Annotated in this window: 11 protein-coding genes and 1 pseudogene; 9 read left to right on the top strand and 3 right to left on the bottom strand. The window is 69.8% G+C overall.

The annotated features are described in order from the left end of the window. Positions 1-22: 22 nt before the first annotated feature. The 3 genes from ACY34J_RS25795 to ACY34J_RS25785 all read left to right on the top strand — a co-directional run bounded on the left by ACY34J_RS25795 (position 23) and on the right by ACY34J_RS25785 (position 3,909). Positions 23-556: a PadR family transcriptional regulator gene (locus ACY34J_RS25795; RefSeq protein ID WP_462729013.1), complete on the top strand. Its 534-nt coding sequence runs from the start codon at positions 23-25 to the stop codon at positions 554-556. A gap of 417 nt (positions 557-973) precedes the next feature. After that, on the top strand, positions 974-3,193 hold the full coding sequence (locus ACY34J_RS25790) for an NADP-dependent isocitrate dehydrogenase (RefSeq protein WP_462729012.1): 2,220 nt from the start codon (positions 974-976) through the stop codon (positions 3,191-3,193). Between the two features lie 542 nt (positions 3,194-3,735). After that, positions 3,736-3,909 carry a CsbD family protein gene (locus ACY34J_RS25785; RefSeq protein ID WP_462729011.1) on the top strand — a complete coding sequence of 58 codons (174 nt, stop codon included), beginning with the start codon at positions 3,736-3,738 and terminating at the stop codon, positions 3,907-3,909. 314 nt (positions 3,910-4,223) lie between these two features. Here ACY34J_RS25785 and ACY34J_RS25780 read toward each other — a convergent pair whose 3' ends face one another. Further along, positions 4,224-4,946, bottom strand: a complete 723-nt coding sequence (locus tag ACY34J_RS25780; protein WP_462729034.1) for a CDP-alcohol phosphatidyltransferase family protein — start codon at positions 4,944-4,946, stop codon at positions 4,224-4,226. Positions 4,947-5,068: 122 nt separating this feature from the next. On the opposite strand from ACY34J_RS25780, the gene ACY34J_RS25775 reads away from it, so the two are divergent. From ACY34J_RS25775 to ACY34J_RS25755, 5 genes and pseudogenes are all read left to right on the top strand, one after another. After that, complete coding sequence (locus ACY34J_RS25775) at positions 5,069-6,061, top strand: zinc-dependent alcohol dehydrogenase (protein ID WP_462729010.1); 993 nt, start codon at positions 5,069-5,071, stop codon at positions 6,059-6,061. Between the two features lie 79 nt (positions 6,062-6,140). After that, entirely contained in the window at positions 6,141-6,539 is a 399-nt protein-coding gene (locus ACY34J_RS25770) for a 6-pyruvoyl trahydropterin synthase family protein (protein ID WP_462729033.1), read from the top strand. A gap of 50 nt (positions 6,540-6,589) precedes the next feature. Then, the gene (locus ACY34J_RS25765; RefSeq protein WP_462729032.1) at positions 6,590-7,660 is read left to right on the top strand and encodes a glycosyltransferase family 4 protein; all 1,071 of its coding nucleotides are present in this window, start codon (positions 6,590-6,592) and stop codon (positions 7,658-7,660) included. A gap of 5 nt (positions 7,661-7,665) precedes the next feature. Further along, positions 7,666-8,502, top strand: a complete 837-nt coding sequence (locus ACY34J_RS25760) for a class I SAM-dependent methyltransferase (protein WP_462729031.1) — start codon at positions 7,666-7,668, stop codon at positions 8,500-8,502. Beyond that, positions 8,499-9,347, top strand: a pseudogene (locus tag ACY34J_RS25755) (lysylphosphatidylglycerol synthase transmembrane domain-containing protein); the annotation flags it as partial. The gene ACY34J_RS25760 and the pseudogene ACY34J_RS25755, both read left to right, overlap by 4 nt. Here the strand turns inward: ACY34J_RS25755 and ACY34J_RS25750 are convergent. Both ACY34J_RS25750 and ACY34J_RS25745 read right to left on the bottom strand, forming a co-directional pair. After that, the gene (locus ACY34J_RS25750; protein ID WP_462729009.1) at positions 9,336-10,280 is read right to left on the bottom strand and encodes a RibD family protein; all 945 of its coding nucleotides are present in this window, start codon (positions 10,278-10,280) and stop codon (positions 9,336-9,338) included. The pseudogene ACY34J_RS25755 and the gene ACY34J_RS25750 overlap by 12 nt on opposite strands. Further along, complete coding sequence (locus tag ACY34J_RS25745) at positions 10,277-11,086, bottom strand: creatininase family protein (RefSeq protein ID WP_462729030.1); 810 nt, start codon at positions 11,084-11,086, stop codon at positions 10,277-10,279. The genes ACY34J_RS25750 and ACY34J_RS25745 overlap by 4 nt, the downstream gene beginning before the upstream one ends. Before the next feature lie 219 nt (positions 11,087-11,305). Between ACY34J_RS25745 and ribA the strand changes: the two genes are divergently transcribed. Next, positions 11,306-11,962: a GTP cyclohydrolase II gene (gene ribA / locus ACY34J_RS25740; protein ID WP_462729008.1), complete on the top strand. Its 657-nt coding sequence runs from the start codon at positions 11,306-11,308 to the stop codon at positions 11,960-11,962. Positions 11,963-12,100 lie beyond the last annotated feature (138 nt).

The following is a 12,100-nucleotide window of genomic DNA, read 5'->3' as shown; positions in this document are numbered from 1 at the left end:
CCCAGCCGCCTAGGATGCGGTCATGTCCCTCCCCCACGCGATCCTCACCGCCCTCCTCGAGAAGCCGTCGTCTGGGCTGGAGCTGACCCGCAGGTTCGACAAGTCGATCGGCTACTTCTGGTCGGCCACACACCAGCAGATCTACCGCGAACTGGGAAAACTGGAACAGGCCGGGCTCATCCGCGCCCTGCCGTCCGCACAGCCGACCCGCGGGCAGAAGAAGGAGTACGAGGTCCTGCCCGCGGGCCGCGCGGAACTGGCCGCCTGGGCCGCCGCCGGGCAGGACCCCAAGCCCATCCGCGACGCCCTGCTGGTGCGTATGCGTGCGGCGGCCGTCATCGGTACGGAGGGGCTGGACGCCGAGCTCCGGCGGCATCTTGCCCTGCACCAGCGTCAGCTCACCGACTACCAGGCGATCGAAAAGCGGGACTTCGCCCCGGAAGGCGAGACCGCCGAGGACCGGCTGCGGCACCTGGTGCTGCGCGGTGGCATCGCACTGGAGACGTTCTGGGTGAACTGGCTCGAAGAGGCGCTCTCGGCACTCGACGAGAGCTGAGTCGCCCCTCGGGTGCCGTTGGCTCTCTGCCGGAACCGCTCGCGGTGCGGGCAAGGCCGGTCACCTGCGGTTACGACGAAACGCCCAGTGGAGTGCAGCGGCCGATCGCGCTCCGCACCGGCTGCGTGGAACACCGCCGCCACCGACAACGGCCTGCAGGATTTGTGAGGGACAGGTCACTCAGCGCGATCAGTTGGGGATTGGCCAACGACCGCCGCCAGCGCAATCGATCAACGCTCACCGCCCTCACAGCCCCAGTTCTGCGGGGGAAGCCCACGGGGCGACCGCCACCAGGCCCCGCTGATTCGAAATGTCGCGTTTCCGTCGTAGGTCAGGGGGCAGGGCCCTGTCCATAGGGCGCCGAACACCAGATATCTTGATGTCGAGCAATGTTACAAACGTGGAGCGGAGCACCCGGTGACTGACTCGACCATCATCTATACGCACACTGACGAGGCCCCGGCCCTGGCGACGTACTCGTTCCTGCCCGTGGTCGAGGCGTACGCCGCGACGGCCGGGGTGAAGGTGGAGACCCGCGACATCTCCCTGGCGGGGCGGATCATCGCCAGCTTCCCGGAGCGCCTCAAGGAGGGTCAGCGCATCAACGACGCGCTGGCCGAGCTCGGCCGGCTGGCCAAGACCCCCGAGGCCAACATCATCAAGCTGCCGAACATCTCGGCCTCGATCCCGCAGCTGAAGGCGGCGATCGCCGAGCTGCAGCAGCAGGGCTACGCGCTGCCGGACTACCCGGACGACCCGAAGACCGACGAGGAGCGGGAGATCCGCGCCCGCTACGACAAGGTCAAGGGCAGCGCCGTGAACCCGGTACTCCGCGAGGGCAACTCCGACCGCCGCGCCCCTGCGTCGGTCAAGAACTACGCCAAGACGCACCCGCACAAGATGGGCGCATGGACCCCGGACTCGAAGACGAACGTCGCGCACATGAGCGGTGACGACTTCCGGTCCACCGAGAAGTCCGTGATCATCCCCGAGGACGGCTCGCTGCGTATCGAGCTCGTGGGGGACGACGGCACCACCACCGTCCTGCGCGAGTCGGTGCCCGTGCTCGCGGGCGAGGTTGTGGACGCGGCTGTCATGCGCGTGGCGGCGCTGCGCGAGTTCCTGGGGCAGCAGGTCACCCGGGCCAAGGCCGAGGACGTGCTGTTCTCGGTGCACCTGAAGGCCACGATGATGAAGGTCTCCGACCCGATCATCTTCGGCCACGTCGTACGGGCCTTCTTCCCGAAGACGTTCGCCGAGTACGGCGAGGTGCTCGCCAAGGCCGGTCTGACCCCGAACGACGGTCTCGGCGGCATTCTCAAGGGCCTGGAGTCGCTGCCCGAGGGCGCGGCGATCAAGGCGTCCTTCGAGGCCGAGCTGGCCGAGGGCCCGGACCTGGCGATGGTCGACTCCGACCGGGGCATCACCAACCTGCACGTGCCGAGCGACGTCATCGTCGACGCCTCCATGCCGGCCATGATCCGTACCTCCGGCCACATGTGGGGTCCGGACGGCCAGGAGCACGACACCCTCGCGGTCATCCCGGACAGCAGCTACGCGGGCATCTACCAGGCCGTCATCGACGACTGCCGCGCGAACGGCGCCTTCGACCCGGCGACGATGGGCTCGGTGCCGAACGTCGGCCTGATGGCGCAGAAGGCCGAGGAGTACGGCAGCCACGACAAGACCTTCGAGATCCCCACCACGGGCACGGTGCGGGTCCTGGACGGCGGCGGCAACGTCGTGCTGGCGCAGACGGTGAGCGCCGGCGACATCTTCCGTATGTGCCAGACCAAGGACGCGCCGATCCGCGACTGGGTCAAGCTCGCTGTCACCCGCGCCCGTGCGACCGGCGACCCGGCCGTGTTCTGGCTCGACGAGGGTCGTGCGCACGACGCCAACCTGATCGAGAAGGTCAAGGCGTACCTGCCCGAGCACGACACCGAAGGTCTGCAGATCGAGATCATGGCGCCGGTCGACGCGATCAAGTTCTCCCTGGAGCGCATCCGCCGCGGCGAGAACACGATCTCGGTCACCGGCAACGTGCTGCGTGACTACCTGACCGACCTGTTCCCGATCCTGGAGCTCGGCACGAGCGCCAAGATGCTGTCGGTCGTCCCGCTGATGAACGGTGGCGGTCTGTTCGAGACCGGTGCCGGCGGATCCGCGCCCAAGCACGTTCAGCAGCTGGTCAAGGAGAACTACCTGCGCTGGGACAGCCTGGGTGAGTTCCTCGCGCTGGCGGTGAGCTTCGAGCACCTCGCGCAGAGGACGGGCAACGCGCGGGCTCAGGTGCTCGCCGACACCCTCGACCGCGCGACCGCCACGTTCCTCAACGAGAACAAGTCGCCGAGCCGCCGTCTCGGTGGCATCGACAACCGCGGCAGCCACTTCTACCTGGCGCTGTACTGGGCGCAGGAGCTCGCGAAGCAGACGGACGACCCGGAGCTCGCCAAGGCGTTCGCCGGCCTGGCTCAGACGCTGACGGAGCAGGAGCAGACCATCGTCGACGAACTGATCGCGGTGCAGGGCTCGCCGGCCGACATCGGCGGCTACTACAAGCCCGACGTCACGAAGGCCTCGGCGGTCATGCGTCCGTCGGCGACCTTCAACCAGGCTCTCTCGACCCTGGGCTGACGCGAACTGGGACCGGTCGCTCATCGCCCGTGCGGGGATGGCTCGCCGCATGAGGGCTTTCGCCGCGCGGGCGACCGTGCACCGTCCGCGACTGTTCCGCCCCGGCTGGTACGTACCGTCCAGCCGGGGCGGCCTCGTTACCGCGCCAGGTACCGCCCCGCACTACCGAACGGCCCCGCGCACGCGCGGATAGTCGATGTCCGGCCGTACGCCCGCTGTCAGACGGTCAGCGATCCGATCACCTGAGCCAGCAGCTCCGGGCGCGACAGGAACGGGTGATGGCACGTCGGCAGCTCGACCACCGTGGACGCGTGGCGCGCGAACTCGCGCTGCTGCTGTCTTCTGAGGGAGTCCGTGGCGCATGCCCGGCGCGGGCGACGCTGGCCGCCGTCGCTCTTCGACCTCGTGGGCTGCCGGTAGTGCTCAAGGAGGCGGCCACAATTCTCGCTACTCGGCTCTCACAGGTTTGAACACAGAGGTACGGGCACCTGTGGAGCGGAGGCCCTGCGGGACCCGCAGGAAACGCCGGAAAGGATCTGGCTATGGATGCCGGCAAGAAGATCGAAAATGCCGCGAAGAGGATCAGGGGGAAGGCGAAGAAGGACACCGGAAAAGCCACTGGTGACCGGTACCTGCAGGCCGAGGGTAAGGGTGAGCAGGCCAAGGGCGGGCTCAAGCAGGCCGTGCAGAACATCAAGAACGCCTTCAAGCGCTGATCAAATAATCCGAGACCCGGCCGGCGAATGCCGGCCGGGTCGACGACTGTCCGTGGGCGCTCTCGCCGCCACCTGCGTCACTCTGATAAACCCCGCAAGCGGAGAACGGGACAGCTTGGATCATGGACCAGCCGGGCCATGACCACCGCCCGCCCGGGCCACGACCTTGAGGGACGGCCGCTCAGCACCACGGACCGCGGAGACCGGCGACCCGGCCGAAATCCGCAGCCCCTGACCTACCACAGCACGGGGTAGGACGACGCCGTCCCGGAGGAGAACTTCAGCTGACCGCCGATGGACAGATACGCCGGACCTCACGCCGCAGCTGAGACGGATTCCCGATCCCGAACCACCCACAGCCACCTGATGTCCCGTACGAACGACCAGACGAGGAGCGCCAACGCCACGAGCACCGTCGCGAAAGACACCAACGGCGGGAGGATCTCGGCGCCGACCACGAGCAGGGCGATCCCTTGCAGCGCGGCCACCGTCTTGCGGGCCATGCTCGGAGGCAGCGGCGCGCGCAGCCACGGCAGTACCCAGGCCGCCGCGACGAAGGCGTACCGCATGACGCCGATCAACAGCACCCACGCGCCCAGCGACGTGGCGACGTAGATGCTCAGCACCAGGATCAGGAAGGCGTCGACCTCCATGTCGAAGCGCGCTCCCAAGGAGGACGCCGTCCCTGTACGCCGGGCGACTTGGCCGTCGACCGCGTCGAGGATCAACGCCACCGTGGTGAGGGCGGCCAGGACCGTGACCGGCGGCGGGCTCTCGAAGGAATCCGCGATCAGCGCGGTCACACCCCCGACGAGCGTCGCCCGCGCAAGCGTGACGCGGTTGGCCGGTCCGAAGAGCTGGAGCCGCGACCGGTGCAGGGCTCGCGTGAGGCCGATGCACGTGGCGACCGCGAACGCCAGGCCCGTCAGCCATCCCGCGGGCCCAAGCCCGACTGCCGCTCCCAGAAGGACCAGCAGGAGTATCTGCGCGCCCATTCCGGCGGCAGGCTCCCGCCCAAGCGGCCTGGTGCCGTACATGCCGTGCAGAACCACCGTGCACCCCTTGGCTGTGTGGCGGAGTCGATCAGGGCCGCGTACCTTGCTCGCAGCCTCATGATTACCAAACGTGAATCTTCGGCCGAATGTTCAGGAGGACGCCGATGAAGCGCGCAGCCCGAGCCTTCTGGGTCCGCTCCCCCGGCCATGGCGAGATACGGGACGTCCCCCTGGCGGAACCAGCCGCCGACGAGGTTCTGGTGCGAACGCTGTGTTCCGGTGTGAGCCGTGGAACCGAGGCCCTGGTCTTCCGCGGTGGCGTACCGGAGAGCCAATGCGCCGCCATGCGGGCGCCGTTCCAGGACGGTGAGTTCCCGGGGCCGGTCAAGTACGGCTATCTCAACGTCGGCCTCGTCGAAGAGGGACCGGCCTCCCTGCTGGGCCGTACGGTCTTCTGCCTCTACCCGCACCAGACCCGGTACGTCGTACCAGCGAGTGCGGTGACCCCGGTGCCGGACACCGTTCCGGCCCAGCGGGCCATACTGGCCGGGACGGTGGAGACCGCGGTGAACGCCCTGTGGGACGCCGCGCCGATGATCGGCGACCGGATCGCCGTGGTCGGAGCCGGCATGGTCGGCGCGTGCGTCGCCGCCCTCCTCGCCCGATACCCCGCCGTCCGCGCCCAGCTGGTGGACGCGGACCCCGCGCGCGCTGATATCGCCAGGGCGCTCGGCGTCGACTTCGCGCTCCCCGAGGAGGCCGCGGGCGACTGTGACCTGGTCGTCCATGCCAGCGCCACCGAGGCCGGCCTCGCGCGCTCACTGGAACTCCTCGCCCCGGAGGGCACGGTCATCGAACTGAGCTGGTACGGCGACCGGCGGGTCAGCCTGCCGCTGGGTGAGGCCTTCCACTCCCGCCGCCTGACCGTACGCAGCAGCCAGGTGGGCACGGTCTCCCCCGCCCGGAGCTCCCGGCGGACCTTCGGCGACCGGCTCGCGATCTCGCTCGACCTGCTCTCCGATCCCGCTTTCGACGCGCTGATCACCGGCGAGTGCGCCTTCGAGGAGCTGCCGAAGGTGTTGCCCGCCCTCGCCGCCGGCGGGCTCCCGGGGCTGTGCCACCGCGTGCTGTACGAACCTGCTGCGGATTCGGCCTGAACAAGGAGAATGGCCCGGCCGTATTCCCTGTCATGCCCCAGCAGGGGGGATGACACGTGTCGCAGCCGGAGGGTCGTCGTTGTACAGCATCACCGTCCGCGATCACATCATGATCGCTCACAGCTTCCGCGGAGAGGTCTTCGGTCCCGCGCAGCGCCTGCACGGAGCTACGTTCACCGTGGACGCCACCTTCCGCCGCGCGGAGCTGGACGCCGACAACATCGTCGTCGACATCGGCCTGGCCGGCCGGGAACTCAGCGGTGTGGTGGGCGAACTCACCTATCGCAATCTCGATGACGAACCCGCCTTCGCCGGCACCAACACCACGACCGAATTCCTGGCCCGGGTCATCGCCGACCGCCTCGCCGACCGAGTGCACGCGGGGGCGCTGGGCGAGGGTGCCCGCGGCCTGGCGGGCATCACCGTCACCCTGCACGAGTCGCATATCGCCTGGGCGAGTTACGAGCGCACCCTGTGAACGCCGCCGTCGACGCTGCAACTACGTCCGTACGCTCGCTGCACTTCGTCATGCCGGGCGGCGTGCACGATCCGGCCGCGCCCAGTGGCGGCAACACCTACGACCGACGGGTGTGCCAGGACCTGCCCGGGCTCGGCTGGGAGGTCCACGAGCACGCCATCGCGGGTAGCTGGCCACAGCCCGCGGCCGCCGCCCGTGCGGAACTGGCGCGGATACTCGCGGAGGCGGCGGACGGCACGATGCTCCTGCTCGACGGACTGGTCGCCTGTGGGGTACCCGACATCGTCGTTCCGGAGGCCGAACGGCTGCGCCTGGCCGTCCTGGTGCACCTGCCGCTCGCCGATGAGACCGGGCTCGACCCCGCTGAGGCCGCGGACCTGGACGCCAGGGAGCGAAGGGCCCTGCGCGCCGTGTCGGCGGTCGTGGCGACCAGCCGCTGGGCCGCCTACCGGCTCGTGGCCCACCACGGGCTCGACCCCGGCCAGCTCCAAATCGCCGCCCCGGGCGCGGACATCGCTCCGCTGGCCTCCGGCACCGACGGCGGCTCACGGCTGCTGTGCGTGGCGGCGATAACCCCACGCAAGGGACAGCACCATCTGGTGGAGGCTCTCGCGGAGGTCACCGGCCTGCCCTGGAGCTGCGATCTCGTCGGCGGACTGAGCCAGGACCCCGGCTACGTCTCCCGGGTCCGGGAGCTGATCGACAAGTTCGGCCTCGGCGACCGGATACGTCTCGTCGGCCCGCAGACCGGGGCGGTGCTGGACGCGAGCTACGCCGCCGCCGACCTCATGGTGCTCACCTCCCATGCCGAGACATACGGCATGGCCATCACCGAGGCGCTCGCGCGCGGCATTCCCGTGCTGGCGACAGCCGTGGGCGGAGTCCCGGAAGCGCTCGGGCGCGCACCCGACGGCAGCGTGCCGGGCAGCCTCGTACCACCAGAAGACTCGGCGGCTCTCGCGGCCGCCCTGCGCCGCTGGCTCAGCGAGCCCGACCTGCGACGCCGGCTGACGGCAGCCGCACGCGGGCGGCGCGCCACGCTGGACGGCTGGGAGACGACATCGCAAAGCCTCGCCGGTCTGCTGGAACAACTCCGCCGGGAACCCTGGAGGACTGCTTGACCACGATGAATGCGCCTCGCTACAGCTCGGAGTGGCTGGAGCTGCGAGAGGGGGCGGACGCGGCCGCCCGCGCACCCGAACTCCTGGAACCGCTGCGCCGTTACCTGGCGGACCGGCCACAGTCGGCCACTGGAGTGGTGATCCGCGATCTGGGCTGCGGCACCGGCTCCATGGGACGCTGGCTCGCCCCCCGGCTGGGCGGCCCCCAGCACTGGATCCTGCACGATCACGATCCCGATCTGCTGGGCTTGGCCGCCGAGCACACACCCCGTATGGCCGCGGACGGCAGCCGCGTCACGGTCGCGACGGAGCGTGGTGACATCGGCCGCCTGACCGCGGCCGACCTTGCCGGTACCTCGCTGGTGACGGCCTCCGCTCTGCTGGATGTGCTCACCCGGGAGGAGATTGAGGGGCTTGCCGCGGCCTGCGCCGGGGCCGGATGTCCGGCGCTGCTGGCGCTCTCGGTGGTGGGGTGGGTCGAGCTCACGCCGACTGACCCGCTGGATGCGGAGATCGTCGCCGCGTTCAACGCCCACCAGCGCCGCACCGACCTGCTCGGGCCTGATGCCGTCCCGGCGGCATGCGAAGCCTTCGCCCAGCGGGACGTGGCGGTACGCGTGCACGCCAGCCCGTGGCGGCTCGGCGCCGAACGGTCCGCGCTGACGGCACAGTGGCTGCGCGGCTGGGTCGGCGCGGCCTGTGAGCAGCAGCCGGATCTCGCGCCGCGCGCCGAGGCGTATCTGCAGCGCCGTCTGGCGGCGTGCGCGGCGGGTGAGTTGCGGGTGGTGGTGTATCACAGCGATCTGCTGGCGCTGCCCCGGCAGACGGGAGGGACGTCGTGATCGTGCGAGCGGTCCGCGCCCGCCTCGGCACGCTGGCCGGGGCGGGGATCCTCGCCGTGCTGCTGTGGCGGCTGGGCAGCGGCGCCTTCCTGGACGGGCTGCGCAGCATCGACGGCCCCACGCTCCTGGCCGCCCTCGGCCTCGGCCTGGTCACCACCGTCTTCAGCGCCTGGCGTTGGCGCCTGGTGGCCCAGGGCATGAACATCCGGCTGCCGCTGGGCAGGGCCGTGGCCGACTACTACCGCGCCCTGTTCATCAACGCGGCGCTGCCCGGCGGCGTCCTGGGCGATGTGCACCGTGCGGTACGCCACGGACGGTCCGCCGGTGACATCGGCCGGAGCGCCCGCGCGGTCGTCCTGGAACGGGCCGCCGGGCAGGTGGTGCTGGTAGCGGTCGGCGTATCGGTGCTGCTCACTCAGCCCTCGCTGGCCCTGGCGGCGACCCGCCCGCTCGCCCACCGCCTTGCCATGACGCCGGGCGCCGCGGCGGTCCTCGCCCTGGTGTGCGGGCTGGGGATCGCGGCCGTCGTCGTCGGGCTTCGCGGCTGGTTTACGTCGCGATGGCAGTGTGCCGTTGCCGCGGCGCTGGCAGAAGCGCGCCGTGGACTGTTCGGCCGCCGGAGCTGGCCCGGGGTGGTCTTCTCCTCCGTCGTGGTGCTGGCGGGGCATCTCGGCATGTTCCTCCTCGCCGCCCGGGCCGCGGGTTCAGCGGCGTCGCCGGCCGAGTTGCTGCCGCTGATGGTGCTGGCGCTGCTCGCCATGGCGGTGCCGCTGAACATCGGCGGCTGGGGGCCCAGGGAGGGTGTCACCGCCTGGGCCTTCGGCGCGGCGGGCCTAGGCGCGACCCAAGGGCTGACCGTCGCCGTGGTGTACGGAGTACTCACCTTCGTCACGAGCCTGCCCGGTATCGGCGTGCTCGTCGGCCAGTGGTTCGCTGAGCTGCCGCGTCCGCAGGTCGATTTCGAAGAGCGTGTCCTCGCCGAGGGCGGCACGTCGCACCGGGGGACGAAGCGCGTCCCGCATCACCGGCGTACCGGCGAAGCGAAGCCCGGGAACGCCGTCGCCGAGCAGGACCGGCGCCACGGTGACATAGAGCCGGTGCAGTGCCCGCTCGTGCATGAAGCGGGAGACGGTGACGCCGCCGCCCTCGATCAGCACCCGGCTCAGGCCGCGCCGCGCGAGCGTCCGCACCAGGCGCCGGGGGGCGAACGCATCCCTGTCCGGCAGGATCAGGAGCTCGACGCCGTCGGGAACGGCCTGCTCGCGGTCGGAGCCGGCGCTCACCACCCACAGAGTGGGGGCTGAGCCATCCGTGAACACCCGGCGCTGCAGTGGTACCCGGCCGTGCGGATCGAGGATGACGCGCACCGGGTTGGCTCCCGCGCAGGCGCGCACGGTCAGTTGGGGATCATCCGCGATGGCGGTGCCGGCCCCTATGACCACGGCGTCGGCGAGCGCACGGAGGCGGTGCAGATGACGGCGGTCCTCCTCGCCGGTGACGTAGTCGGCGTCGCCGGTACGGGTCGCGATGAAGCCGTCGAGGCTCTGCCCGAGCTGCGCGATGGTGAAGCGCGGACCCGCCAGGCACAGCGGCAGATAGCGGTCGGTGAGCTGCTCGGCCTCGGGCGAAGCGCCCTGCGCCCAGCGCCGGTTGCCGTCCGCTCCCTGGACCAGTCCGGCGATCTCGGCGTCGGCTTCGGACCTGATGCCGCGCAGGCGCTGCCAGGCCTCTTCCGTATCCAGTATGCCGCCGAGGTGCTGGGCGGTGCGACCGGTCATCGCGTCTCCTCCGGGGTACGGACCGGCTGCCGGGGGTCGGCGGAGTCGGTCGGTCGGGTCAGGGCCGTTGCGGGGGCGAGAAGGGAAAGGTACTCACCGAAGGAATCGACAAGTCCGGCCAGCAGCTCTTTTCCCTTATCCGCGGACGCCATTGACGGGCGTCCGATGACACCGGACTCCGTGTAGGCCGGCATACCGAGGGTGAGCAGATGCTTGCGGTCGTCAGCGAGGCAATCGGCGGTTTCATAACCGGGGCGGACGAGTTCTGGATGGGCATGCAGCAGGATGGATGTCTCGAGTTCACCCGCATGCATATCGCTGTGCGACGGGGTCTGCACACCGGCCCTTGCCCGTGCCGCATCCCAGTCCGCCGAGCCCGGGAAAATCGCCATACGCGTACCGCTGCCGGCGGATTCCTGAACCACGTTGCGCAGTACGTAGTTTCCGCCGTGCCCGTTCACCAGAATCAGAGCGCCGATACCGGACCGGCGGAGCGAGTCGGCGATGTCCCGCACCACTGCATAGAGGGTCGCGGCGGAAATACTGACGGTTCCCGGCCACGCCGCGTGTTCGTGCGAGCAGGAAACCGTTACCGGAGGGAGGTGGAGCACCGGGTACGCGGCGGCGACCTCCCGGGCGATGGTGCAGGCGATGACCGTATCGGTCACCAGTGGGAGAAAAGCGCCGTGTTGCTCGAAGCTGCCGATGGGAAGGACGGCGACCTCGGCTCGCCCGGCCCGCACGTCCTCCGTGGTGTCCAGCGGCAACAGGCCGGAGGCCGCCCGTCGCGTTCCCGAAGCGCTCATGTTCGCCCGACTTTCGTTTTCGCTCTTCATTCCGCGGCATCCGGCCGCCGCGCGACCCCGAATGCGGGGCCCGCAGACGGAGGTTCGTGCCCGCCCGGAAGAGCAGGATACGCGGCAATGGCGCATCCGCTGGTCGAACACGAGCAACCGACGAGCCAGTTGAGGTTTCTTCGCCGTTTTCCCGTACCTCACCGCAGGTTATCCGGATAGGATTAGGACATGACAGAAAGTAGTGGCGCGTGCGGCAGCAGTGTTCTTCCTGCCGCTGTCGAACGAGTGGTGAATGTCAGGCTGTCGACCGTGCACGGCGATTTTCTCGCTTTTGGCTACCTGGACCGCAATCGCGGGGATGAGCAAATAGCGCTGGTCTACGGGGATATCGAGGGTGAGGAAGTGCTTACCCGGCTGCACTCCGAGTGCCTGACCGGAGACGCCTTCGGATCCAAACATTGCGAGTGCGGCGAGCAGCTGTCGGCGACGCTGCGCACCATTGTGCGGGAAGGGCGGGGCATTCTCATCTATCTACAGGGTCATGAGGGGCGCGGTATCGGCCTGTTGGCCAAGTTGCAGGCGATGAAGCTCCAGGCCGAGGGACTGGACACGGTCGAGGCGAATCTCGCCCTCGGGCTTCCGGTCGACGCCCGCGACTACCAGGTGGCGGCGAAGATCCTGCACGACCTCGGAGTGCAGTCCGTACGGCTCCTCTCCAACAACCCGCGCAAGCGCGAGGCGCTGCTGCAACACGGCATCAAGGTGACCGAGCAGGTTCCGCTGCTGATACCGCCGTGCGAGGAGAACCTTTCCTACCTGCGGACCAAGCGGGAGCGCCTCGATCACTTTCTGCCACATCTGGACAGCGCGGCCGACTGGGCCTGAGACGTACGAGGCCTGGCCCTGAGAGGTACGTACGGGCTGCGCCGTCGCGCGCGACCACGCCGGCCGGAGGGCTGTGATGCGCAGAGCGACGGCCGGCTGGTGGCCCAGCCGGCCGGTTGTCGGGCGGCTGGGCCACCA

Source organism: Streptomyces sp. HSS9-12, from assembly GCF_054963655.1.
Note: the sequence above shows the minus strand (reverse complement) of the source record. Positions and strands in the feature narration are given on the sequence as shown.